Annotated in this window: 24 protein-coding genes; 16 read left to right on the top strand and 8 right to left on the bottom strand. The window is 68.1% G+C overall.

Annotated elements, in window-relative coordinates:
• Positions 1 to 85 precede the first annotated feature (85 nt).
• A complete protein-coding gene (locus tag ABIC61_RS07540) occupies positions 86 to 922 on the top strand; it encodes a LysR family transcriptional regulator (RefSeq protein ID WP_354029408.1) in 837 nt (278 codons plus the stop codon).
• Between the two features lie 90 nt (positions 923 to 1,012).
• Here ABIC61_RS07540 and ABIC61_RS07535 read toward each other — a convergent pair whose 3' ends face one another.
• Positions 1,013 to 1,960 carry an ADP-ribosylglycohydrolase family protein gene (locus tag ABIC61_RS07535; RefSeq protein WP_354029407.1) on the bottom strand — a complete coding sequence of 316 codons (948 nt, stop codon included), beginning with the start codon at positions 1,958 to 1,960 and terminating at the stop codon, positions 1,013 to 1,015.
• 91 nt (positions 1,961 to 2,051) lie between these two features.
• On the opposite strand from ABIC61_RS07535, the gene ABIC61_RS07530 reads away from it, so the two are divergent.
• Positions 2,052 to 2,702, top strand: coding sequence for an NUDIX hydrolase (locus ABIC61_RS07530; protein ID WP_354029406.1), 651 nt, complete (start codon positions 2,052 to 2,054; stop codon positions 2,700 to 2,702).
• On the opposite strand, the gene ABIC61_RS07525 is transcribed toward ABIC61_RS07530, so the two are convergent.
• Positions 2,703 to 3,512 (bottom strand): hypothetical protein, encoded by an 810-nt coding sequence (locus ABIC61_RS07525; RefSeq protein WP_354029405.1) that lies wholly within the window; start codon positions 3,510 to 3,512, stop codon positions 2,703 to 2,705.
• 214 nt (positions 3,513 to 3,726) lie between these two features.
• On the opposite strand from ABIC61_RS07525, the gene ABIC61_RS07520 reads away from it, so the two are divergent.
• The 6 genes from ABIC61_RS07520 to ABIC61_RS07495 all read left to right on the top strand — a co-directional run bounded on the left by ABIC61_RS07520 (position 3,727) and on the right by ABIC61_RS07495 (position 9,024).
• Positions 3,727 to 4,614 (top strand): MurR/RpiR family transcriptional regulator, encoded by an 888-nt coding sequence (locus tag ABIC61_RS07520; protein WP_354029404.1) that lies wholly within the window; start codon positions 3,727 to 3,729, stop codon positions 4,612 to 4,614.
• 10 nt (positions 4,615 to 4,624) lie between these two features.
• Positions 4,625 to 5,539: an N-acetylmuramic acid 6-phosphate etherase gene (gene murQ / locus ABIC61_RS07515; protein ID WP_354029403.1), complete on the top strand. Its 915-nt coding sequence runs from the start codon at positions 4,625 to 4,627 to the stop codon at positions 5,537 to 5,539.
• Positions 5,540 to 5,581: 42 nt separating this feature from the next.
• A complete protein-coding gene (locus ABIC61_RS07510) occupies positions 5,582 to 7,084 on the top strand; it encodes a PTS transporter subunit EIIC (RefSeq protein WP_354029402.1) in 1,503 nt (500 codons plus the stop codon).
• A complete protein-coding gene (locus ABIC61_RS07505; protein ID WP_354029401.1) occupies positions 7,084 to 8,109 on the top strand; it encodes a MupG family TIM beta-alpha barrel fold protein in 1,026 nt (341 codons plus the stop codon). Before ABIC61_RS07510 ends, ABIC61_RS07505 begins: the two co-directional genes overlap by 1 nt.
• 64 nt (positions 8,110 to 8,173) lie before the next feature.
• Positions 8,174 to 8,602, top strand: a complete 429-nt coding sequence (locus tag ABIC61_RS07500) for a very short patch repair endonuclease (RefSeq protein WP_354029400.1) — start codon at positions 8,174 to 8,176, stop codon at positions 8,600 to 8,602.
• A gap of 17 nt (positions 8,603 to 8,619) precedes the next feature.
• A complete protein-coding gene (locus ABIC61_RS07495; RefSeq protein ID WP_354029399.1) occupies positions 8,620 to 9,024 on the top strand; it encodes a (deoxy)nucleoside triphosphate pyrophosphohydrolase in 405 nt (134 codons plus the stop codon).
• Here ABIC61_RS07495 and ABIC61_RS07490 read toward each other — a convergent pair.
• The 3 genes from ABIC61_RS07490 to ABIC61_RS07480 all read right to left on the bottom strand — a co-directional run bounded on the left by ABIC61_RS07490 (position 9,009) and on the right by ABIC61_RS07480 (position 12,099).
• On the bottom strand, positions 9,009 to 9,827 hold the full coding sequence (locus tag ABIC61_RS07490) for a hypothetical protein (protein ID WP_354029398.1): 819 nt from the start codon (positions 9,825 to 9,827) through the stop codon (positions 9,009 to 9,011). The two genes, ABIC61_RS07495 and ABIC61_RS07490, sit on opposite strands and share 16 nt — an antisense overlap.
• Before the next feature lie 231 nt (positions 9,828 to 10,058).
• A complete protein-coding gene (locus ABIC61_RS07485; RefSeq protein WP_354029397.1) occupies positions 10,059 to 11,792 on the bottom strand; it encodes a DNA/RNA helicase domain-containing protein in 1,734 nt (577 codons plus the stop codon).
• The gene (locus ABIC61_RS07480) at positions 11,779 to 12,099 is read right to left on the bottom strand and encodes a nucleotide pyrophosphohydrolase (protein ID WP_354029396.1); all 321 of its coding nucleotides are present in this window, start codon (positions 12,097 to 12,099) and stop codon (positions 11,779 to 11,781) included. Before ABIC61_RS07480 ends, ABIC61_RS07485 begins: the two co-directional genes overlap by 14 nt.
• A gap of 280 nt (positions 12,100 to 12,379) precedes the next feature.
• On the opposite strand from ABIC61_RS07480, the gene ABIC61_RS07475 reads away from it, so the two are divergent.
• Both ABIC61_RS07475 and ABIC61_RS07470 read left to right on the top strand, forming a co-directional pair.
• Entirely contained in the window at positions 12,380 to 13,240 is an 861-nt protein-coding gene (locus ABIC61_RS07475) for a serine/threonine-protein kinase (protein ID WP_354029395.1), read from the top strand.
• The gene (locus ABIC61_RS07470) at positions 13,237 to 14,400 is read left to right on the top strand and encodes a hypothetical protein (protein WP_354029394.1); all 1,164 of its coding nucleotides are present in this window, start codon (positions 13,237 to 13,239) and stop codon (positions 14,398 to 14,400) included. The genes ABIC61_RS07475 and ABIC61_RS07470 overlap by 4 nt, the downstream gene beginning before the upstream one ends.
• Here ABIC61_RS07470 and ABIC61_RS07465 read toward each other — a convergent pair.
• Positions 14,397 to 15,104, bottom strand: a complete 708-nt coding sequence (locus ABIC61_RS07465; protein WP_354029393.1) for a winged helix-turn-helix transcriptional regulator — start codon at positions 15,102 to 15,104, stop codon at positions 14,397 to 14,399. The genes ABIC61_RS07470 and ABIC61_RS07465 overlap by 4 nt on opposite strands.
• Positions 15,105 to 15,842: 738 nt before the next feature.
• On the opposite strand from ABIC61_RS07465, the gene ABIC61_RS07460 reads away from it, so the two are divergent.
• The 5 genes from ABIC61_RS07460 (at position 15,843) to ABIC61_RS07440 (ending at position 20,438) form a co-directional block, all read left to right on the top strand.
• Complete coding sequence (locus ABIC61_RS07460) at positions 15,843 to 16,397, top strand: hypothetical protein (RefSeq protein ID WP_354029392.1); 555 nt, start codon at positions 15,843 to 15,845, stop codon at positions 16,395 to 16,397.
• Between the two features lie 522 nt (positions 16,398 to 16,919).
• On the top strand, positions 16,920 to 17,759 hold the full coding sequence (locus tag ABIC61_RS07455) for an ABC transporter ATP-binding protein (RefSeq protein ID WP_354029391.1): 840 nt from the start codon (positions 16,920 to 16,922) through the stop codon (positions 17,757 to 17,759).
• Positions 17,756 to 18,562, top strand: coding sequence for an ABC transporter permease (locus ABIC61_RS07450; RefSeq protein WP_354029390.1), 807 nt, complete (start codon positions 17,756 to 17,758; stop codon positions 18,560 to 18,562). The genes ABIC61_RS07455 and ABIC61_RS07450 overlap by 4 nt, the downstream gene beginning before the upstream one ends.
• Before the next feature lie 53 nt (positions 18,563 to 18,615).
• Positions 18,616 to 19,815, top strand: a complete 1,200-nt coding sequence (locus tag ABIC61_RS07445; RefSeq protein WP_354029389.1) for a sensor histidine kinase — start codon at positions 18,616 to 18,618, stop codon at positions 19,813 to 19,815.
• On the top strand, positions 19,812 to 20,438 hold the full coding sequence (locus ABIC61_RS07440) for a response regulator transcription factor (protein ID WP_354029388.1): 627 nt from the start codon (positions 19,812 to 19,814) through the stop codon (positions 20,436 to 20,438). The genes ABIC61_RS07445 and ABIC61_RS07440 overlap by 4 nt, the downstream gene beginning before the upstream one ends.
• A 12-nt stretch (positions 20,439 to 20,450) precedes the next feature.
• On the opposite strand, the gene ABIC61_RS07435 is transcribed toward ABIC61_RS07440, so the two are convergent.
• Entirely contained in the window at positions 20,451 to 21,284 is an 834-nt protein-coding gene (locus ABIC61_RS07435; protein ID WP_354029387.1) for a hypothetical protein, read from the bottom strand.
• A gap of 142 nt (positions 21,285 to 21,426) precedes the next feature.
• Between ABIC61_RS07435 and ABIC61_RS07430 the strand changes: the two genes are divergently transcribed.
• Entirely contained in the window at positions 21,427 to 21,903 is a 477-nt protein-coding gene (locus ABIC61_RS07430; protein ID WP_354029386.1) for a hypothetical protein, read from the top strand.
• Between the two features lie 74 nt (positions 21,904 to 21,977).
• Here the strand turns inward: ABIC61_RS07430 and ABIC61_RS07425 are convergent, their stop codons facing one another.
• The gene (locus tag ABIC61_RS07425) at positions 21,978 to 22,280 is read right to left on the bottom strand and encodes a helix-turn-helix transcriptional regulator (protein WP_278309307.1); all 303 of its coding nucleotides are present in this window, start codon (positions 22,278 to 22,280) and stop codon (positions 21,978 to 21,980) included.
• Positions 22,281 to 22,288: the final 8 nt, after the last annotated feature.

The raw sequence follows: 22,288 nt of genomic DNA, 5'->3' as shown, positions 1-22,288 counted from the left end.
CCGTGCTCCGATGGGAACCTCGGCGAGTCCAGCGCGCGTCCCGAAACGCCTTCGATGTTTTCTGGGGATTCCATAAACTGCTTTGATGGCCAATCTCAGAGCGTTCGAGGTCTTCCTCGCGGTCGTCGACGCCGGCTCGATCTCCCGTGCTGCCCGGACCCTGCACCTCACGCAGCCCGCCGTGTCGCACCAGATCGGGAGCCTCGAACGTGACCTCGGCGTTGCCGTCCTCGATCGCGGGCGGCACGGCGCGACCCTGACCGCCGCCGGGCGGGCCTTCGCTCCCGCAGCCCGGGCAGCGGTCGATGCCGCCGTCCGCGCCGACGCCGCAGCCCGGGGCCCCGTCGCGCTCCGGCTCGTCGTCGCGCAGAGCTTCACGGTGCCGTTCGTCGTTCCGGCGCTCCGCGACCTCGTCGACCGCGGCGTTCCACTCCCCACGCTGTCCGAGGGCTCGAGTGCCCGCACGATGGTCGAGGCGGTCCGCTCTGGCGAGCAGGACGTCGCGGTCGTTCCGGGGCCGGTGGAGGCGCCGGACCTGCTCCTCCGAACCGTCGGACACGAGGAGGTCGTCGTGGTCGGCTTCCCCGGAACGGCCATCACGCTCGAGGCCGTTGCCGACCGGCCCGTGATCGGCCTCCCGGTCGACCGCGGGTACGGACAGTGGCTCGCCGAACGCTTCGCCCGGGCAGGTCTCACTCCCGAGGTCGTCGCGACGGTCGACTCACCCGCGGCCGCCGCAGCCCTCGCGTCCGCTGGGCTCGGTACCGCCGTGGTACCGGAGTCCGCGGTCGCCCGCGCCGTGCCCCGGGCACACCTCGATCCACCGGTGCACCGCGCGATCGTGGTCGTCGCGCGCTCGCAGGACGTCGTCGACTCGGTCGCCTCGGCCTTCGAGCAGGAGGGAGAGCGGGACGCGTCGTAGCGGGCCTAGAGGCGGCTCCCCTCCGCCCCGCCGCTCACGTCGCCGACGGCGGAGACTCCCCCCATGGCAGCCTCCGACGCCGGCGTCGGGTCACGCGGTCAGCGCCTGCTCGCTCAGCGTGACGAGGTCGTCCGCGCGGAGGTTCGGCCAGCCGTGCAGCAGCTCGCGCCAGTCCACCGGCAGCGCCGAGGCCCCGTAGAGCGCTCCGGCCAGGCCTCCGGCGATCGCCGCGACCGTGTCGGTGTCGTTGCCCGTGCGGACGGCTCGGACGAGGGCGTCCTCGAGCGAGGTGCTGTGCTTGACCGCGGCGTAGGCGGCCTGCATCGCGGAGACGACCCACCCGTTCGAGTCCGTGAAGTCCACCGGCTCGGAGTGCTCCGCCGTGACGAGCCGGTCAACCCACAGCCGGCGCCGGTCGAGGTCGAGCAGGTCGAGGCCGCGGAGGACGTCGAGCTCCCCGGTCAGCACTGCGTGCCGGATCGCCACGCACCAGAGCACGCACGCGTCCCCTGCGTCCGTCTCGAAATGCGTCAGGTCACTGATCGCCCGCGCCGCTGAGGCGAGCCGCTCCTCTTCTGCGAGGTCCCCGCGCAGGTACGCGAGGACCAGCGGGGCGGTCCGCATGAGCGACCCGTTGCCGGCGGAGCGGCCCTTAAAGTCGTGTTCCTGCCGGGCCGCAGCGCGTGCGTGGGAGGCGGTTCGTGCCTCCAGGCCGGTGAGGACGTTGCGTGTCTGGATGCCGACGTCGGGCGCGTTGACCGACCACGCTGCCCAGGCGGCCACGAGGCCGTCGAGCGCCTCCTCGGAGGCGGGGTCGCCGCCGCGCGCGACCGTGCGGAGGATCGGGACGGCCATGCTCGTGTCGTCCGTCCACTCTCCCGGTGCCCAGCCGAACGAGCCGCCGCCGGCCATCCGGATCGGGGTGGGCGCGGGGACGGCGGGGCGGAACTCGTAGCCGGCACCGAGGGCGTCGCCGGCGGCGGAGCCGAGGACGGCACCGACGGCCCGGTCGACCCGGACGGTGGTCTGCGTGGTCATGTGGGCCTCCGATGCAGGTTTACGCGGAATTGCGTAAAACCGAGTCTGCACGCTCCTGTCGGTTTGCGCAAGTGTGCGTAAACTCGTGCTCATGACGAACGAGTACCGCGACGCCGACGGCAAGCGCCTGACGGACTACCCGCGCCCGTCGGTGGCCGTGGACACCGCGGTCCTCACCGTTCCCGCGAGTGGACCGTTGTCCGTGGTGCAGGTCCTCGACGCGGTCGACGGAGACTGGCGGCTGCCCGGGACGTTCGTGCACGAAGGCGAGCGGCTGGCTTCGGCCGTCCTGCGGTCCCTCTCGACGAAGGCCGGCGTGACAGGGCTCGCGCCGGAGCAGTTACACGTGTTCGACGATCCCTCGCGGGACGACCGGGGGTGGGTGCTGTCGGTGGCGCACGTTGACGTGGTACCTGCTTCGTCGCTGTCTGCGACCCTGGACGCGTCGCGTGCTCGGATCGTGCCGGTCGCCGACGTCACGGGCATGGTGCACGGGCACGACGACATCGTCGCATTCGCGGTCGATCGGCTCCGTGCCGCGTACGCGGGTGCGCCGGATCCGCACCGACTGCTGGCTGAGCCGTTCACGATGACGGAGCTGCGGCGGGTGCACGAGGCCGTTCGAGGCGAGGCGCTGCTGCCGGACTCGTTCCGGCGGGCGATGCTGCCGATGCTGACGGCGACCGAGGCGAAGCGGGCCGAGGGGCCCGGGAAGCCGGCGACGCGGTACCGGCGGCGCTGATCAGTTCCCCGCTGCTCGCGGGATGATGCAGTCGCTCTCCACGAGCAGTTCGTTCGACTTCGCCCGGTACTCGATCTCGGAGAGCGTGTCGGCCGGCCGGAGCGACGGATCCCCGTCCCCCTGGTGGGTGTAGGCGTGGTCGGCGCCGCGGCTCGCCTCGTCCCGATCGTCGAAGTGGTCCGACAGCGCCTCGGTCGTCGCGTCGCGGTCGAGGGAGTCGGGCAGCGCGATCGTCGCCGTGTAGGTCGTGCAGGCGTTGCCCCCCTCGGTCTTCCCCGCGGTGAAGTCACGTCGGACGTCCACGGCGTCACGACGGAGGTGCAGCACACCGAGCGCCTCGGTGATCTCGGGGTCCATGCGGTCCGCGGCCTGGTGCGCGTCGGCCGGGTCCGCGGGGTCCAGTTCGTCGAGCTCGTCCTGTGCGAGCGTCGCGCGGTAGGCCCGATCGTCGGCGGGTGCCTGCCGGATGACACCGACGGCAGGCAGGACGACGCACACCCCGGCGACACCGACGCACAGGGCGGCGACGACCGTCAGGACGACTGCCGGTCGACCGTCCCGGCGGCGACGCACCGCGACGATCCCGATGGCGAGGAGGACGAGCGGGACGCCGAGGCCGATCACCAGCGCCGCGATCTGCGAGCCCAGGTAGTCGCCGCTGCCGTGGTTGAACGTGCGCCAACTGACCGAGATCAGCGTGATGACCTGGAGGCCGAGTGCGAACACCGTCGCGATCGGGGCCACCACGGCGAGCACGACCAGCAGTCCTCGGCCGATCCCCTCTGGCCTCGACGAATCGTCGTCCCCCACGAGCCCTCCCCTGTCGTCAGGTCCAGGGTGCCACACCGGGGCGACGACGACAGCGCCGCCGCCGCGCATCGAGTGAGCAGAAAACGTCGAGTCCAGCGCGGCGACTCGACGTTTTCTGCTCACTGAACGCACGAGCGCCGCCGCCCAACCGACGTAACACGCAATTTACTTTCACGCCTAGCGCCCACGTTTGCAATGCGCTTTCATGGAGCGCATGACGATCACCGATCGCGCCGACCGCGCCGACGCGTTCGCCCTCGTCCGGACCCAGTCCCGCACGATGCCGACGAGCATGCGCGCCATCGCCGACGCCGTCCTCGACGCGCCCGCCACGGCTGCGACGACCAGTGCCGCCGAGCTCGCCGGACGCGCCGGGGTCTCGCCCGCCACCGTTTCCCGCTTCGCCCAGCACCTCGGGTTCGCGAACTTCGCCGCACTCCAGCGGAGCATGACCCGGGCCGTCGAGCGGGGCATCCACGAGCGAGCGGACACCGAGATCCACGCCGGCGTCAGCGTCGACGACGACGTGGCCACCGTGATCGCGAAGGTCACAGAGGACGTCCGGGCCGTGATGAGCGACACCCGTGCGACCCTCGACCCGCACGCCCTCGAGGCCGCAGCCATCCGCATCAGCGAAGCCCGTCGGGTCGTCCTCTACGGCGTCGGCGCGAGCGGCATCGTCGCGCGGGACCTGCACCTCAAGCTCGAGCGCATCGGCATCGCGAGCTCGATCGCCGACGACCCGCACAACGCCCTGACCCTCGCGAGCGTCCTCGGCCCCGAGGACGTCCTCGTCATCACGAGCCACTCCGGCACGACGACCGAGGCCCTCGAGGTCGCAGCGCTCGCCCACGAGAACAGCGCCACCGTCGTCGCAATCACCGGCCACGCCGCCTCGCCACTCATCGACCACACCGACCACGTCCTGCTCGGTGTCGCCGGCGCCGAGAGCGACCTCCGCCCCGCCGCGATGGGCAGCCGGATGAGCCAGCTCGCCATCGTCGACGCCCTCTTCATCGTCGTCGCCCAGCGCACCGACGAACGCTCCCGCCCGCTCCTCGCACGCAGCCGCCACGCGGTCCGCACGCACCACCGTTCCTGAATCGAGCACCATGCCCCACCACGACGACCTGCGCGCCGAACTCCGGCACCTCGCCACCGAGGCCACCGACTCCACCCTCGACGACATCGACCTCGTGCCCACCCTCGAGGCTGCCCAGCGCATGAACGCGCTCGACCGCAGCGTGCCTGCGGCACTGGAGCCGTGCCTCCCGGCCATCGCCCTGGCGGCAGACTCGATCGCCGCAGCGTTCAGTCGAGGCGGCCGCCTCGTCTACGTCGGCGCCGGCACGCCGGGCCGGCTCGGCGTCCTCGACGCCAGCGAGTGCCCGCCCACCTTCGGCACCGACCCCTCGCAGGTGGTCGGCCTGATCGCCGGCGGCAAGGTCGCGCTCACCACCGCGGTCGAGGGCGCCGAGGACGACGAAGAGGCCGCCGTTCGCGACCTCGACGCGCTCGGCCTGACGGCCGACGACGTGGTCGTCGGGATCAGCGCGTCCGGGAGGACGCCCTACGTGATCGCAGCCATCCTGGAGGCGCGGCGCAGGTCCGCCCTGTCGGTCTCCGTCGCGTGCAACGCCGACTCTGCCGCGGGGCGGGAGGCGGACATCGCCATCGACGTCGTCGTCGGTCCCGAGTTCATCGCCGGGTCCACCCGCCTGAAGGCGGGGACCGCGCAGAAGCTCGTGCTCAACATGCTCACCACGCTGGCGATGGTGCGCAGCAACAAGACGTACGGCAACCGGATGGTCGACGTGCGGGCGACGAACGCGAAGCTCGTCGCCCGGGCGTTCACCCTCGTGCAGGACGTGACCGGGGCCTCGGACGCGGTCGTCTCGTCAGCGTTGGACGACGCCGACGGCGAGGTGAAGACGGCCATCGCGGTGATCCTGACCGGGGCGTCGGCGTCCGTCGTCCGTTCACGACTCACTGCTGCTGACGGTTCCTTGCGCGCCGTCCTTTCCTGATCTCTTCCGTTCGTCCTCCCTTTCCTCCGAGGAGCACCATCAATGACCGATGCACAGCAACTCGCACAACAGATCCTCGACACCGTCGGTGGGTCCTCGAACATCGCCGACGTCGAGAACTGCATGACCCGGTTGCGGGTCGAGGTGGCGTCTCCTTCCTCTGTTGATCTGCCCGCTCTCCAGGCCACCGAGGGCGTCATGGCCGCGATCGCCGCCGGGTCCAACCTGCAGATCGTGCTCGGGCCGGGGTTGGTGGACCGGGTGGCTGACTCGTTGGAGGGGCTGCGGGCCGGGCCCGCTGGTGCGTCTGTGTCACCTGATGAGCTCGCCGCTCGCGGCACCGCGATCAAGGCGTCCGCCCGTTCCCGCTCCGACGGCCGGACCATGCGCGCCATCCGTCGCATCTCGGCGATCTTCATCCCGCTCATCCCCGCGCTGATCGCCTGCGGGCTCATTGCCGGGATCAACGGCATCCTGACGAACCTCGGCTGGTTGCCGGGGGTGACGCCGTTCCTCGCTGTCCTGTCCAGTGGCTTCCTGTCGCTGCTCGCGGTGTTCGTCGGGATGAACGCGGCAAAGGAGTTCGGCGGGACGCCCATCCTCGGGGGCGCGGTCGGTGGGATCATCGTCGCGGCCGGTGTCGCGAACGTGACCGTGTTCGGTGAGACCCTCGCGCCCGGGCAGGGCGGTGTGCTCGGAGCGCTGGCGGGCGGCATCCTCGCGGCCTACGTCGAGCGCTTCATGCGGCGGGTCACGCCGGACGTCATCGCGCTCATCGTCGTGCCGACCGTGACCGTCCTCGTCGCCGGCTCCGTGACGCTCGGCATCCTGATGTCCGTCGCGGGAGTCGTCTCGGTCGCGATCGGCACCGCCGCTACCTGGCTCCTCGCGAACGGCGGGGCGTTCGCCGGGTTCATCCTCGGTGGGTTCTTCCTGCCGCTCGTGATGACCGGGATGCACCAAGGGCTGATCCCGATCCACGCCACGCTGATCGAGCAGACCGGGTGGACCGTGCTGCTGCCCGTGCTGGCGATGGGTGGTGCCGGGCAGATCGGTGCATGCATCGCGCTGTGGGTGCGGTTCCGGTCGAACGCCTCACTCGTGCGGACCATCCGCGGGGCGCTGCCGGCAGGGTTCCTCGGGGTCGGCGAGCCGCTGATCTACGGTGTGACGCTCCCCCTCGGGCGGCCGTTCATCACCGCGTGCATCGGTGGGGCGTTCGGTGGCGGGGTCGTCGGGCTGTTCGACCAGCTCGGGCACTCCGTCGGGGCGATCGCCATCGGCGCCTCAGACCTCTCGCTCATCCCGCTGTTGAACGGCTCGTCCGGCTACGGCTGGGCACTGCTCGGGTACGGTTCGGGTCTCGTCGCGGCGTACGTGGTCGGGTTCGTGGCGACGCTCTTGTTCGGGGTGTCCGCGTCAGTCAAGGCCGACCTCGAGTCGCAGTCGGCTGCTCCGGCCGGGGATCCGGTCGCTCCGGAAGCACCGATCGCGACAAGTCCCGCTGCTGCGTCCGCTGTTGACTCCGTCGGGGCTGCGCGCTGATGCGGTTGGGCGCGAGCGCGTACCTAGCGGACGCTCCGCTGACGGGTCCGACGTTCTCGGCCGCGGCGGAGGCAGGTGCGACGCTCGCGTTCACCTCATTGCACATCCCCAAGGACTCGGCCGCGGGCGCCCGAGCGGCGGCGACCGCGATCGTGTCGGCGGCCACGGACTCCGGGCTCTCGGTCGTCGCCGATGTCTCCCCCAACACCGCTCGGTTGCTCGGAGATTCACCGTGGGAGTTCCTGCAGTCGATCGGGGTGGCCCGGGTACGGATCGACTTCGGATTCTCGGTCGCTGAGATCCGATCGATCGCTGCCGTCCTGCCGATCGCTCTCAATGCGAGCACGCTGCGCGCCGTCGATCTCGCGCCGTTCGCGGACCTCGACGTCGAGCTGATCCACAACTTCTACCCGCGGGAGTGGACCGGGCTAGCGCTGGCGTCTGTCGCCTCGTCCGTCGCGGTGGCACGTTCGTTCGGGTGGCGGGTCGGGGCGTTCATTGCGGGCGACTCTGTCCGACGGGGGCCGCTCGGCGAGGGGCTGCCGACCGTCGAGGACCATCGGACGATTCCGCCGTTGTTCCAGGTGCTGGCGCTCGTCGACGCCGGTGTGGACGACGTGTACGTCGGGGATCCGGCGCTGACCGATCGCTCGTGGGCGCGGCTGGGTTCGTTCGTCAGGGATGACGTCGTCGTGCTCGACGGCGTTGCGGCGCCGGGCGTGCACCCGGCGGTGGTCGAGACGCTGGCGATCTCTGATCGGAACTGGCCCGACGCTGCCGAAGCGATGATACGGCTGGAGCACTCGCGGGAGCGGTTCGCTGGGCTACCGCTGCCTGAGGGCGGCGGGCAGCCGAGGCCGGCGGGCTCGGTCACCGTTCAGTTGCCGGCGGCGGGGAGGTACTGCGGCGAGGTGGCGATCACGCTCCGAGACCTGCCCGCCGACGACCGCGTGACAGTCGTTGGGCGGTTGTCAGCGCAGGTCCCCGAGTTCCGCGCGCGCTCCTTCACAACGCTGCTTCACTGACTCCCCATCCACCAAGTGCACTCTGTCGCGCCATGCGGCCGCTGGTTCGAGAACGATCGTCGAGATGGAACTCTGGGAAGCCGACGACGCTCGCCGACGGTACATGGCGCGGTTCAGCCGCCGGGACACCGCACCCGAGCTCGCCCTCAGGCGTGAGCTCCACCGACGTGGCCGGCGGTTCTTCGTGGACAGACGGGTCAGCGAGGGCTGCCGTGTCCGGCCGGATCTCGTCTTCCCTCGCGCACGCATTGCGGTGTTCGTCGATGGGTGTTTCTGGCACTACTGCGAGGAGCACGCCAACCTTCCGAAGGCGAACGCCGAGCTCTGGCGCCAGAAGCTGCTCGCCAACCGACGGAGGGATGCCGCGAACTCCGCTGTGCTCCGCTCGGAGGGCTGGCGTGTGGTCAGGGTGTGGGAGCACGGCGACCCACGTGAGGCCGCGGACTCAATCGAATTCGAGCTCGCGCGGTGGAGGTCGATCGTCGGCCGCTGACCGGGTAGAACTGGCTTGTGGACACCATAGAAGTGGTCGCGGCCGTGGCGGTTCGCGGGGACGGCACGATCCTTGCATGCAGACGCGCGGCAGGGCGAGCATCCGCCGGCCTCTGGGAGTTCCCTGGCGGAAAGGTCGAGCACGGCGAATCAGCAAGTGATGCCCTCGAGCGGGAGATTCGCGAAGAGCTCGGAGTCGAAGGTGTGGTCGGCGATCTGATCACGCGCGACGTGACGCTGGTCGGAGAGGTCATGATCGACCTCGCGTGCTACTGGATGTCGTTCGCGACTGCAGAGCCAAGCGGAAGCACGGACCATGACGCGTTGCGTTGGGTGACACCCGCTGAACTCTTGACGCTTAACTGGGCGCCTCCCGACCTTCCCGCCGTGAGGCTGTTGCGCGGCGATCAGCCGAGACCGTAACGCCGGGCGGCGGCCTTCTGCCACCTTCGGTGGTACGCGAAGTACCGCTCGGTGGAAGAACTCCACGCGCCACACGTTCGACCGACGATGGCCTCGACAGCGAGTTCGAGGTCGACGGTCATTGGTGTTCTGCGGGGCCCCTTCTCGATCGTCCCGTCACGCGCCACGGTCACGTACCCGAGCTCGAACATCGAATCGCAGCCCAGGGAACACGCGGCCATCACGATGTCCTCACGGCTCCGCTCCGTGTTCGTCGTGTCCGCTCGGCGTTTGATGTGGGCGGTCACGAGCAAGGAAACTGGGAGGTCACGCGCACACAGCGCGCAGGTGGCGAGAAGCTCGCTACCGAAGAGGCGCCGCCGCAGACGAGTCTGCTCACCACGGACGTTGACGACGACCTGCCTGTCTCCCCGGTAGTCGAAGCCCGTCGCTGCCTCGATGTCAACCGGCCAAGACGGCACCTGCGCGGCGTCGACGCGCAGTCCCACCTCGTCCAACAGCCAATCAGCGAGATCTCCGCTCACCTCGGACAGGTAGACCTGTTTGACCGCGCCGTTCTTCGAGAACGGCCAGCTCGTGTCGTCCCGATCAGTCCGGAGCTCCACGGGGATGTCCGCGAGCGCTATCGGGATCTCGAGTGCCTGTATGTCGACGCGAAGGAGGCGTCCATCGGCCGACCAGGGCCGCGTCGCAATGTCGAACGGCGGGGGCCCGTCGAAGGCCGGCGCCAGGACACGACTCCACCCCCGCAGCGCATTGCGCGAGTAGTGCATGACGACGTCGTCCGGTCTCGCTTCGAGCATGCGGTCCCAGTGCGCACGAGGCGTGCCGACGTCCTGTCCAGAGCGGGGTCGGGATCGTTTCGGTGCCCACAGGACTCCTGCACGCCGTTCTTCGTCGAAGGTCTGTCCCTGGTTGACCCAAAAGACCCGCACGGTTCCCCCGATCACCCGTTTTGCTAACCCACGTGAGGCTAACGGGACCAAGGGGAAAGAGCGAGTCGGGACTCAACCCGACATCAACAGCAGGAGTCCTCAGTCGTCCGATCGGAACGGGAGGGTTCGAGCGAGGTGATCCCGAAGGAGTGGGTCGACGACGTACACGTACGTTCCCCGGATACCGCGGGTCAGCAGAACCGAGTAGACGTTCGCGACGTACCGCAATATGTCGTCGTCCGTGAGGACGACGCCGAGCTTCGGCAGGTTCTGTTTTCCCTTCTTGTCGTGGTAGTCCGCCCTGCTGAACACGATCTCCCCCGAGTTCTGGTCGAGCTTGATGTCCGGGCCGATGATGACCCCCGCGTAGTTCAGGTCGTAACCCTGCACCGTGTGGATCGAACCGACTTGGTCAACCGCGCCTGTCGAGGTGATCCAGTCCTTGTCCGTCCGATTCCACTGGAGCTCGACGCCATCGAGTGCGATGTCGACGGCGTCGCGGTCCTTCTTGCTCTTCCACTCCCACGCGAATCCCGCAACGAGGCGCGAGAGGCCGAAGCGGCGGTCCATTTCCCTGATGGCGGCATGCATCTCGCCGAGGTCAGCGAACAGGCGGAGATCGTAGTCACCCAGGTCCGGGGGCGAAGGCCTCTCGCCCCGGAGCACCGACCGCACGAACCCGACGTAGTCCGATCCAGCGGCCACTCGCATCTGGGTCGTGAGGGGATGGAACCGGTCGGTATCGCGGGCGTCACGGACAAGGGAACGCTGGGATCGCGCCGATAGGTCCGCAGGTCGGACGCTTTGTTCAGGATCGAGGAGCAGCACGCGATGGGTGCTCTGCGCAACGATCCAGTCGAGCTGCGTGTGACGTGGATCGTCGTCACCGAGCAACTCCCGGTTGATCTCGGAGAAGTCACGGTTCTGAACGCCGGAGGACTGGTTGGAACGTCGGCCGAGGCGATGAGCCTCATCCACGACGAGCAGGTCCCATCGCGCGTCGGACTTCCCGACGTCGAAGGGTGAGAGCACCATCTCCGGCGCGAGACCGGGAGTGCTCTGGAAGACCCGTTGAAGCGAGCGGCGCAGCGCCTGTTGCGGGACGACCAGCCCGATGCGGAAGCCCTCCCCGAGGATCGACTGGTACTCGCTCGACAGGAACGTCGCGAACAGGGACTCGCGCTCACCGTCGAAGTCCGTTCCGTCGATGATGTCTCTGAGGAGCTTGATGAGGTAGACCCCGAGGACCGTCTTTCCCGTACCCGGCTCGCCGCGGACGACCACCGTCTCACTCACTCTGTTCTCCACGTCGTGGAAGAGGTCCTCCACCACGCGCAGGACAACTCGAGTTTGATCTCCATTGAGCGCCTTGAACGGAGAGAGTTTGAAGATCTCACTGTTCTCGAGGTCTTCGAGCGATTGTTCGAAGAGGCCGTCCTCCCGGAGCTGCGCAAAGATTTCTTTGAAGCGTTCTTGGTATGAATCCCGCGCGTAGTACTGGGCGCCCACAATTCCGGCGTTGCTGTTGAGCAACTGGTACTTCTGATCCGCGTTCAACCAAGCAATCAGTTGAGATTCGAGATCGAGGCAGACGGACTTGTTGAAGGTCTTGTCGATGATGAGGCGCACGCGCCGGAGCAGGTCACCACGGGCACGGAGGTGCTGCCTCATGCGCCCGCTGGCGTTCAGCGTTTCGCCGACGTACGCCAGACCGGCCTGCTCGTCGTCGATCACGTAGACCACTGGCCAGTTCACCGTTCGAGGCTCGACCTCGGCGAACGTGCCGAGCGAAGCCGCAGTGAAGTCGAGGACGGCGATCTCAGAGGCGGTCATACTTCACACTGGAGCCTCGGGCTTGCTCAACCGGGTACTTCCTTCTGGTGACCTTGAGCTTCTCGCGGACGATCTCTGTCGGTTCCAGCCCCAGGCGATCCGCGAGCAGATGGCAGTACGTCAGAACGTCAGCGAGTTCGTCTCTGACTCGACCGGCGTCTGCGTCACTCGACCACTGGTAGCACTCGAGGAGCTCTGCAGCTTCGATCGCGATGCTCTTCGCCAAGTTCTCCGGCGAGTGGAACTGTGCCCACTCGCGCTCCGCGACGAAACGCCGAAGTTCGTCTCGTAGCCGCTCATCCGCCATGCCGGCACGCTAGCAGTCAGATCGGTCCGCCCAGCTTGCAACACTAAGACCGCTCTGGAAGGACCAGGAATCACGATGGTGAGATGGCGCGATCGACGCGGACGGCTACGAACGACTTTGGTCTGAGAAGCACGATCAAGCTCGCCCGGCGCCCCAGCAACGAGGCATCGGGCAAGCGGGCGGTGTCAGCACACACAGGGACGCTCACCCCCGTTCGAGGGTTAGCGACATTATCTCAAATCAAGCTAGCGTCGATGCAGGGTTATGGGGGGTTTCAGTTATGGATCTGACTATCGACGAACTGCTCCATGCGGTTGCGAGTGCACTGGGCCTAGAGGACGTCGAAATCCTGACGAGCGGCGGTCAGAAGGTGGTCCTCAGTGCCACGCTCGCGGGAGCCCCCGCCATCGCGAAGATCGTGCCCGTCCCGGCCGGTCCGCAGGGACTCATCGCCATCGAGCGGTCGCATCGCGAGGTAGAGGTACTCGCGGCTGTCGACTCGCCCGCTGTGGTCAAAGTGCTGAGTGATGCGGTCGAGATTGGAGACCCGACCTGCGCGGTGTGCTGGGTTGAGGAGCGGCTGGGCGGTGATGACCTCTCTGACCACCTCGGCATGCGCTGGGACGAGGAGGAAGTGTGGGACCTCGCGCGAGACCTCGCAGTCGCGCTGGCAGCGTGCCATGACCTGGATGTCGTCCACCGAGATCTGTCGGCGAAGAACGTGAGGGTGCTCCCCGACAACCGATTCGTGCTGATGGACCCCGGACTCGCACGACACCTAACGAAGGCGACCATCACTGGCTACTACCAACCCGGCACGGCGGGATGGCGATCTCCCGAACATGTTCCGGGCGGAGACCCAGTACCGGCATCCGACGTTTTCTCGCTCGGAATCCTCTTGTACTACGCGCTTACGACGAGCTTTCCGGTGGATCCGATGGTCGACGAAGTCAGTTACAACCGTGCGCTCACGTCCGAGCAGGTCCGGCCTATCACCGAGCGAAGGGCGGACATCTCCGAGCCACTCGCATCCGTGGTCGATCGATGCCTCCAACGGCAACCCGCCCGAAGATATCTCGACGGTGCAGAACTACTCGCGCACCTGGACGCGATTCACCCCAAGAGAGGACCTCGTTCGTGACTGGCGTCCTTATTCATGACGGGCGCCGCCCGGGTCAACGACTGTGGACGGTTGACGCCGTGCGCGCCGGAGCGGCGGGCGGCGCTGTCATCTCGCCGTTCGCGACCCCGCGGGTCTCGGCCCCGCGGCATCCAAACGCCAGCGTCGTCGCAGACGACGTTAGAGGCGCGGGCGGTGAGGTGTTTTTCGACCCGATGACCCACGCTGCACTTCTACCTAACGCCGACAAACTCGACTTCTATAACCAGTGGGAACTGTGGGGTCCTAGCGGACGGGGATTGGACACCCAACAGCGACGTCTCGAGCACGTTGAGCGTGTGTTCGGCGTTCAGGACATCGTGGGGGCTCCGCCGTTAGCGCCAACTCAGTCCCTAACAAGCTCGGTGTCCGAAGATGCCCGCAATGTTGTCGCAACGGCGCAACTCGCATCATCCATTCGACCTGACACCGTGCAGGCACTCGCCGGCAATCGGAATTTCTGGGGAAGCGGTTCATCGCTTGACGCATTCGTCGGTGCGCTCGCGGCGCTGCGAGCGCCAACTTGGATTTTGACTGTGACCAACGAGGTTGTGCTCAATGGAAGTCCCGAACTCAGTGATGTCGATGCGTTTGTGGGCTTCTGCCGAACGGTGCATTCACTGTCGCTTCGTTCACGAGTCATCGTTGCTCATAGCGATTATTCGGGATTGCCCGCCATTGCTGCTGGCGCCGACACCGTGGGTTCCGGATGGGACCGGGCGCAGCGGACGTTCGACCCCCTCGCCTTCCACGTGAGCTCGGACGACGCGCCGCGTATCCCAGCATCGTACGTCACTCAGGGTGGGCTCCAGGCCGTGCTGAGGCGCAGCGTTGCCGACGCGCTCGAACGTTGGGACCGGCAGATCGCAGCAGGCTGGAGGGGCGGGCCGATGCCACCGAGTGATGCGGCCGAGCGACTGCATCATCTATCGCAACTCACCGAGACGGTGCGCGCGATCAATAGCAGCACGGACCGGAGCGCACGAACGGCCCGACTGCGCTTAGGCTACGAAGCAGCCTCGGACGCCTTCGATCGAATTCTCAGCGATGTTCCGGGACAGGTGACTCGCGGAGACAAGAGTGCGTGGTCGACGAATCCACTCGCTGTGCTAAACGCATACGCTGCTGCGGAAGGTCTTTAGCTAGACCACTCCTCATCCAGGGCGGCGCTGACTCGCTCCGAAAGGGCGAGCCGGCGGCCGGCATTCGGCTTCCCGATTCGTGGACGAACAAGCCAGCGCTCTCCGACAGCGAGCCCGAGACCGAACTCACGAAAGCGATCTTTCGCGAGATCCAATGAGCTAGTCGCTTCCAGGAGTACGACACCCGCAGCATCGCACCATGACGCGTACTTGAGGGCCTGAGCAAGCCCACGCCGCCAGTCCGATACCTTCGCCTCGATCGCATACGCACGCCCCACCGGTTGAAGTCCAGGCGTCCGCCGAAATCCACCACCGGCACGAAATACCGCCCCCCTCGATTCAAGGTCGCGCAGTCGCCTCGCTACAGACGCGGATGACAATCCCAATTCTTGCGCGATCGAGGCGGGCGTACGCGTTGCCGCTTCGTGCGTGGACGCGACGATGCTCGCGTCCGACTCGCGTGTTATGTGAGGTACATCGAGATGGGAGCGCTGACGGAACCCGTCGCTGACACGTGTGACCGCGAGGAGGTCGACGACCCCGACAGGGCCGACGAATTCTGCGCCAAGTACCAGTCCGAGGTCTGCACCAGGCAGACGGGAAGCGACGGTCCGCACCGTTTTGTCTAGTTCCCGCTCCCGTACAGGTAGGAACGGCCGCCCTGGGCGCGTGCGCGAGCGCACCTCAACGGTCTGAACGGTCATCCTCCGACGATACCGACGACTGCCAGCGGCTTCGAGAAGGCGGCCGCGCGTCTACCCCAGAAACCTCATGTACACCGCAATCGCAGCCGCGCACGGGAACTCCGCCACCAAGCGAACGACGCCGAGCAGTGAACATAGCGCTTCGTGACTGCTGAACGCACGGAGCGAGACAGCCCGCATCCTGGACCCGCTCGCTGGCATCGACTACCACCTCCTCGCCGGCCGCCGCCGGCCCGCCAGCCGAACAGCCCAGGTAGATGTGGTCGTGGTCGGCCGCGGAGGCGGGCATCGGCAAGACCATCGTCGGCCTGCACCACACCGCCGACCTCTAGCCGCTCGACCGGCGACCTCTTCCTCTTTGCTACATGCCGCGCGTGCTCGAGCCGCTCCTCGAGTGCCTGGCGCCCGACATGGTCGGTCGCATCTCTGGCTGATATCAGCAGTTGCGATTCATGCTCACCTTCTGATAACGTCCCTCCGGGCGTAGGCGAACGGAACGCGCTCCGGCAACGGAGAAAGATCGGGTTCGACTCCCGGCCGCCAGTCATTGCAGCCCAGTTCTGTAGCGGTTGGCGGTTTGGAGTCGATTTGCCTTACGCGGCGACGCCTGAGTTCAGTAAGCACTCTGAGAACCTCGTCGAGATCCGGAAGACCCTTACTCAGCTCGAACGAGTGCACAAAGCGTCGATCAGATCTGGGCACTTGGAGACAGAGTTTGCTCTTCGGCGGGTTCACGCCGTGACGGTGGGCATATTCGCAGAAGCTGTTCTACGTAAGATCATCGCAGACCCTCACGGGTTCAATCAGCGAGAGCGGAAGGCTATCTGGGCTACCCGCTCCCAGCTCGACCGGTGGCTTCTCACAGTCGACCTCGCGTTCCGGCGCCACAACCATGTTCTGTTCCACGATGAACTTTCCATCAACACCCTGGGCGATCGATTCGACCGATATGCGCAAATCAGAACTGCGCTCGAACGCGAACTCAAGCCTCTGATTGAAGATAGGAACAAATTTGCACACGGGCAATGGAAGCACTTTTTGAAGAGCGGGAAAGATGATGAATTCTCCCGCGAGGCACCATCGCCCCCAACGTATACTGCAATTGTCGCTCAATATAAGGCAACGAACGCGATCGCCGCGATGATTCACGTACTCGCCGTTTCGGACCCCGCTTTCCAGCGTGATTATGACAATCACTTTCGGTCCTTCAACGACTCTGTACGTCGCATGCAGACCGACTATTATTCTGATTTTGCCGCGCGACTTCGTGCGCGACGCGGAGGTAGGAGCTAGCAAAACTCATCGGGGTGCGCGGTCGCCGCCTCTCGGCCCGCCCACTCGTAACTCGTCGCCAGTCCTAATCCTGGTGCTCGCGCCCACTGACAGTGTTGTTCGGTTGGATGGGCCTCTGCAAACGCCGTCATGGCCCGCTCCAAACGGAACTCTCCTTACCTCGCCGACGTCCGACGAAACCCCCGCCACCGCCGTCGGCGATGTCGCCGAGCTTGTTCACATCGAAGTCGATCACCTCCTTAGATACTCGTGCTTTTGCACGGAGATGGAATCGCTCGCAGATCCGGCATCGATATAGTGCGTCGGATGAGCGCGGGGAGCTCGAGCAGCGTCAGTGTGGGATACGGAGATTTCCAGCGGAACGGGTGGTTGAACTGAGTAGCTCCACGCCGCCGCGCGAAGCCACCCACGAGCCTGCGACCCGCGCCGCCCGGCCCTACGCCTCGCCATCCCCCGATCGGAGGATGCCGGTCCACCTCCCCCACCGATCCGCGCGCGTCCCGACCCGACCACGCTGGTCTCATGCCCGAACTCCCCGCCATCGAGGTCCACCACCTCACGAAGCAGTACCCCACCGGCAAACGCGCCGTGGACGACGTCTCCTTCGACATCCCCCGCGGCGAGACCTTCGCCCTCCTCGGCCCGAACGGCGCCGGCAAGACCACCACGGTCGAGATCCTCGAGGGCTACCGCACCCGCACCGGCGGCGACGTCCGCGTGCTCGGCCACGACCCGGCCCACACGACGCGCAGCCACAACGCACGGATCGGCATCGTCCTCCAGACCAGCGCCGAGTCCCCCAACGTCACGGTCGCCGAACAGCTCCGCCACTTCACGACCTTCTACCCGCGGCACCGCAGCGTCGAGGAACTCCTCCAGAAGACCGACCTCGAGACGCAGCGCAACACCCGCATCAGCCGCCTGAGCGGAGGCCAGCGCCGCCGCGTCGACGTCGCCCTCGGCATCATCGGCCGCCCCGAGGTCCTCTTCCTCGACGAACCCACCACCGGCTTCGACCCGGAGGCCCGCCGGCAGTTCTGGGACCTCATCGACGAGATCAAGCACGAGGGCACGACGATCCTCCTCACCACGCACTACCTCGACGAGGCCGCACACCTGGCGGACCGGGCGGCGGTGATCGCAGACGGCAAGCTGCTCGACATCGCACCGATCGACGAGATCGGCGGCGCCGACGCCCGGACACCCCGAGTCCGCTGGCGCAAGCAAGACGGCACGCACCACGACGAACGCACCACGGACCCGGTCGCGCTCATCAAGAACAACCCAGACCCCATGCACAACCTGGAAGTCATCCGCCCGTCCCTCGAGGACGTCTACCTCGGAATGGTCGGCCAACGATGAACACCACCGCCATCGGCGCACACCGCATCGGCTACGAACTCCGCTCCTACTTCCGCGCCCCCGACGCCGTCTTCTTCACCTTCCTCTTCCCCATCGTCATGCTGGCGCTCTTCTCGGTCGCGTTCAGCAGCGCCCCGGACATCCAGGCGGGTCCGAGCGTCAGCGTCGACTACGCCACCTACTACCTACCCGGCCTGGTCGCGACGGGCATCCTCCTCTCCGGCACGCAGTCCCTCGGCGTCGACATCGCCGGCGAGCGCAGCGACGGCACGCTGAAGCGTCTGGGCGGCACACCCCTGCCGGTCGTGAGCTACTTCATCGGCAAGATCGGCATGGTCCTCGTCACGACGGTCGTGCAGACCGCCCTGCTGCTGGCGATCGCGAGCCTTGTGTTCGGCGTGGACCTGCCGACCGACGGCGGAGCGTGGTCGCACTTCGCGGGCATCATGCTCCTCGGCGTCGCCACGAGCTGCGTCCTCGGCATCGCGATCTCGGTGCTCCCCCGCGAGGGCCGCCGCGCCACCGCCACGATCGTCCCCATCGTCCTGGTCCTCCAGTTCATCTCCGGCGTCTACCTCCCCTTCACGCAGCTCCCCGACTGGCTGCAGAACGTCGCGTCCGTCTTCCCCCTCCGCTGGATGGCGTCGGGCATGCGGTCGGTCTTCCTGCCGGACGCGTTCGCGTCCGCCGAGCCTGGAGGCGCGTGGCACCTCGGCCTCGGAGCGCTCGTCCTGACAGCGTGGCTGGTCCTGGGCGCGGTCGCCTGCATGCTGACGTTCCGGTGGAGTCGCAAGGACGCGTGATTCGGCCTGTGGATAACCGCTCGGCGGCGTACCGGCGATGGGATGCTGAGGCCATGGACCGCATCACCGCGCAGCGCAATTGGGGGCTGCACGTGGCGTTCGGCGTCACGATCGCCCTCGTCGCGGTGATCACCGTGCTCGGGTGGTCGCCGTGGTCGAACCGCTGGCCGGCGTTCGCGATGCTCGCCGTCCTCGCCGTCGCCTACGCGGCGTTCGGATGGCGCGGCTACGACGTCCCACGCGCCGCCGCCGGCTTCGTCCCGCTGCTGGTCCTCGCGGCACTGGTGCTCCCGGCGATCGTGCCGAGCACCGCGCTCGTGCAGTGCATCCTGTTCCCCGTCGCGTGGACCCAGATCCAGAGCACCCGGACGGCGGTCGGCGTCTCGGTCGCGATCGGCGTCGCCGCGGGGATCGGCCTGCAGATCGCGAGCGGCCCGAGCGCCCTCGTCAGCACGATCCTCATCGAGGGGGTCAGCGTCGCGGGCGCCTGCGCGCTCGGCCTCTGGATCACGCGGATCGCCCAGCTCTCCGACGAGCGCCGTCGCCTGCTCGACGAGCTCCGCTCCACGCAGGACTCCCTCGCCGAGGCGAACCGCCGCGCGGGCGTCACCAGCGAACGCGAACGGCTCGCCCGCGAGATCCACGACACCGTCGCCCAGAACCTCGCCGGCATCGTCATGCTCACCGAGCGCGCCCGCGGCGACCTCGCAGCGGACCGCGTCGACCACCTCGACGAACGCCTCACCGTCCTCGAAGAGTCCGCACGCGCCGCCCTCGAGGAATCCCGCACCCTCGTCGCGGCGAGCGCCGCCGGCGTCGCGGCCGACAGCCTCGGCGCCGCCCTGCACCGCCTCGGCGAACGCTTCACCCGCGAGACCGGCATCCCGGTCACCGTCGACGCACCGGACTGCGCGCTGGATCGCGACACACAGGTGGTGCTGTTGCGCGTCGGCCAGGAGGCCCTCGCCAACGTCCGATCGCACGCCCACGCCGCCTCGGTGCAGGTCGCACTGCACGTTGCGGCCGACCAGGTCGGCTTGCGGATCACGGACGACGGCGTGGGCTTCGACACGTCCGTACCGACCGCGGGCCACGGGCTCCGCGGGGTGCGCGAGCGGCTCGCCCTCGCGGGTGGGACCTGCACGATCGCGAGCAATGCCGGACGCGGCACCGTCGTCGAGGTGTCGTTGCCAACCGGGGCCGAGCCGCGCCTCCAGGCAGTCACCGAACCCGTGACGGAGGTGACCCGGTGATCCGCGTCGTCGTCGCGGACGACCACCCGATCGTCCGCGCGGGCATCGTCGCGCTGCTGCAGGACGCCGACGACGTCGAAGTTGTCGGGCAGGCGAATGACGGCGAGGCCGCGGTGGCGATCGTCCTCGCCGAGCGGCCGGACGTCGTCCTGATGGACCTCCGGATGCCCGGCCTGAACGGTGACGACGCGACCGCGCGCATCCTCGCCCGCGAGCCGGGGATCCGCGTGCTGATCCTGACGACGTACGAGTCCGACGACCAGATCCTCGCGGCGATCGAGGCCGGCGCTGCCGGGTACCTACTCAAGGCTGCGCCGGAGTCGGAGATCCTCGCGGGCCTGCGTGCCACTGCCCGCGGCGAGACGGCGCTCGCTCCCTCGGCGGCAGCGGCCCTCGTCCGCCGGACCACGGGCAAGCCGACCTCCGGGCCGTCCCTGTCCCCGCGGGAGCTCGAGGTCCTGCAGCTCGTCGCCCAGGGCAACTCGAACCCGGCGATCGGCCGCACGCTCTTCCTCAGCGAGACGACGGTGAAGACGCACCTCGGGCACGTGTTCGAGAAGCTCGGCGTGAACGACCGAACCCGTGCCGTGACCCGCGCGATGGAGCTCGGCCTCCTGGGGTGATCCCCCGTCTGGTCACCCGTCACCCGGCCCTCCGGCAAAACAGGTCGTCTCGACGGTCACGGCGCCCGAGGCCTTCGTCGTGTCGGCGTACGCCTCCCTCAGCCACCCACCACCGATCGCTCGGAGGTCCCAGCCGTACGGGTCCGCATCACGGAGTCCTGCACGACGGAACACCTCCCGCACCGGCGCCGTCCGCCGCTCAATCTCGGCCGCATCCCCCGACGGCTTCGCGTCCGACTCGTCCGTGTCCGGCCCCGATCCGTCCGAGGAGCCCGATCGCACGGACCACACCCATCGGTACTCCGTGCCCTGCTGCAGGTTCGACAGCGGGCATCCGCGGGTGTACCGATCGACCTGACCGGCGCGCACGTCCTCGCCGAGAGCTTCCACTGCCCGTGTGCCGACGTCCGCCAGGTCTCGCTCCGCTTCCGACTGCGTCCGGCTCGTCTCGAGCGCGGTGAGCGGCTGCGCCCGCCGGTGCGCGTCCGCCGCCCAGCTCTGCGCCACGCGCACCGTGGGGTACCCGAGGCTTCCGGCCGCCAGGCACGTGAGCACGATGCATCCCACAGGACCCACCAGCGTGACCGATCGATCGCGTCGTCGTCGTACCAGGAGGAGGATCGCGCCGGTGAGTGGAACTCCGGCACACACGAGCGTGACGAAGGCGCTCCCGGTCGTCTGGCCCGCGAGCGACCGGTCCGAATCGTCGACCCCGTTGTAGCCGGCGAGCGCCACGAGCAGCCACGCGATCCACCCGGCCGGCAGCAGCAGGCCGCTCGCCACGATCCACCAGACTCCGTGCCGCCGCCGCCGCGTCGGCGACCGTCCCATGTCCTGAGTCATCATCCCCCATGTGTTTCGCCGCGGTGCCGCTGAATGCTCCACGTCCGAACGCATTCAACATATGGCAGCTCGGCCTCCCGCGGTGATCAGCCGTTCTCCCGCTACCGCCCAGCTCCGCACACGAGGATCGGCGCAGGGGGAGAACATGCACCGAGAGTTCGACCACGCACCGCGCCGGTGGCCGTGGACCGTCGTGATGCTGGTCGGCGGCATCGTCGGCGCACTCGAGGCCTTCGGCATCATCGGCGTCACCTGGGTCTCCGACCCGACCGTCGACCAGCCGATCGTCACGGAGCACGACTGGTGGCCGCCCGACTCCGCCCTCTTGGTCCTGGTGGCGTTCTTCGCGATCCCGGCCGGACTCCTGATCGGCGGAGCGGTCGCCGCCGGCATCCACGCACTCGCCATGGTCCTCGACGACACGCTCGGCCTGGTACCCGCCGTCGTCGTCGCAGCCCTGCTGACGGCCGCCGTCGGGTTCGCCGCGGGACTGCCCATCGCCACCCTCGTCGAGGCTCCCCCGGTCACCCTGCCCTTCGCCACCACGGCCGCGGGCGCGGCCGGCGCCCTCCTGTCGGGTGCCGCCCTCCGGGCTCCGGACCGCCGGGGCGCGACCGCCTGACGACCCGTTTTCGGACTGGAGGCACGGCACCAGCCCGCCCCGCGCCTCCAGTCCGATCCGTCCCGGCTCCGGAGCTAGACGGCCGTCGCCAAGGCGAGTTGCGCCCTGGCCGCGACCGCGTCCGCCGCCGGCGGACGCCCGTACGCCTCCCGGTAGTCCCGCGAGAAGTGCGAGGCACTGCGGAAGCCGACGACCGAGGCCGCGCGGGCGGCGGTGTCACCATGCACGACCATGAGTCGTCGCGCCTCGCCGAGCCGCGTCCGCTTGAGGTACTGGGCGGGCGTCATGCCGGTCGCCTCCTTGAAGCGTGCGAACAGGGTGGACTCGCTGACCCGGAGTTCGCGGGCGAGGCGCTCCATGGACCACGGTTCGGCCATCCGCCCGT

The sequence above is a fragment of the Curtobacterium sp. 1544 genome (assembly GCF_040544915.1).
Taxonomy (GTDB): domain Bacteria; phylum Actinomycetota; class Actinomycetes; order Actinomycetales; family Microbacteriaceae; genus Curtobacterium; species Curtobacterium pusillum_C.
Note: the sequence above shows the minus strand (reverse complement) of the source record. Positions and strands in the feature narration are given on the sequence as shown.

Coding starts and splice junctions, on each gene's coding strand:
- ABIC61_RS07540 (WP_354029408.1), top strand. CDS start 86: ATGGCCAATCTCAGAGCGTTCGAGGTCTTCCTCGCGGTCGTCGACGCC.
- ABIC61_RS07535 (WP_354029407.1), bottom strand. CDS start 1,960: ATGACCACGCAGACCACCGTCCGGGTCGACCGGGCCGTCGGTGCCGTC.
- ABIC61_RS07530 (WP_354029406.1), top strand. CDS start 2,052: ATGACGAACGAGTACCGCGACGCCGACGGCAAGCGCCTGACGGACTAC.
- ABIC61_RS07520 (WP_354029404.1), top strand. CDS start 3,727: ATGACGATCACCGATCGCGCCGACCGCGCCGACGCGTTCGCCCTCGTC.
- murQ (WP_354029403.1), top strand. CDS start 4,625: ATGCCCCACCACGACGACCTGCGCGCCGAACTCCGGCACCTCGCCACC.
- ABIC61_RS07510 (WP_354029402.1), top strand. CDS start 5,582: ATGACCGATGCACAGCAACTCGCACAACAGATCCTCGACACCGTCGGT.
- ABIC61_RS07505 (WP_354029401.1), top strand. CDS start 7,084: ATGCGGTTGGGCGCGAGCGCGTACCTAGCGGACGCTCCGCTGACGGGT.
- ABIC61_RS07500 (WP_354029400.1), top strand. CDS start 8,174: ATGGAACTCTGGGAAGCCGACGACGCTCGCCGACGGTACATGGCGCGG.
- ABIC61_RS07490 (WP_354029398.1), bottom strand. CDS start 9,827: ATGCTCGAAGCGAGACCGGACGACGTCGTCATGCACTACTCGCGCAAT.
- ABIC61_RS07485 (WP_354029397.1), bottom strand. CDS start 11,792: ATGACCGCCTCTGAGATCGCCGTCCTCGACTTCACTGCGGCTTCGCTC.
- ABIC61_RS07480 (WP_354029396.1), bottom strand. CDS start 12,099: ATGGCGGATGAGCGGCTACGAGACGAACTTCGGCGTTTCGTCGCGGAG.
- ABIC61_RS07475 (WP_354029395.1), top strand. CDS start 12,380: ATGGATCTGACTATCGACGAACTGCTCCATGCGGTTGCGAGTGCACTG.
- ABIC61_RS07465 (WP_354029393.1), bottom strand. CDS start 15,104: ATGACCGTTCAGACCGTTGAGGTGCGCTCGCGCACGCGCCCAGGGCGG.
- ABIC61_RS07455 (WP_354029391.1), top strand. CDS start 16,920: ATGCCCGAACTCCCCGCCATCGAGGTCCACCACCTCACGAAGCAGTAC.
- ABIC61_RS07450 (WP_354029390.1), top strand. CDS start 17,756: ATGAACACCACCGCCATCGGCGCACACCGCATCGGCTACGAACTCCGC.
- ABIC61_RS07445 (WP_354029389.1), top strand. CDS start 18,616: ATGGACCGCATCACCGCGCAGCGCAATTGGGGGCTGCACGTGGCGTTC.
- ABIC61_RS07435 (WP_354029387.1), bottom strand. CDS start 21,284: ATGATGACTCAGGACATGGGACGGTCGCCGACGCGGCGGCGGCGGCAC.
- ABIC61_RS07430 (WP_354029386.1), top strand. CDS start 21,427: ATGCACCGAGAGTTCGACCACGCACCGCGCCGGTGGCCGTGGACCGTC.
- ABIC61_RS07425 (WP_278309307.1), bottom strand. CDS start 22,280: ATGGCCGAACCGTGGTCCATGGAGCGCCTCGCCCGCGAACTCCGGGTC.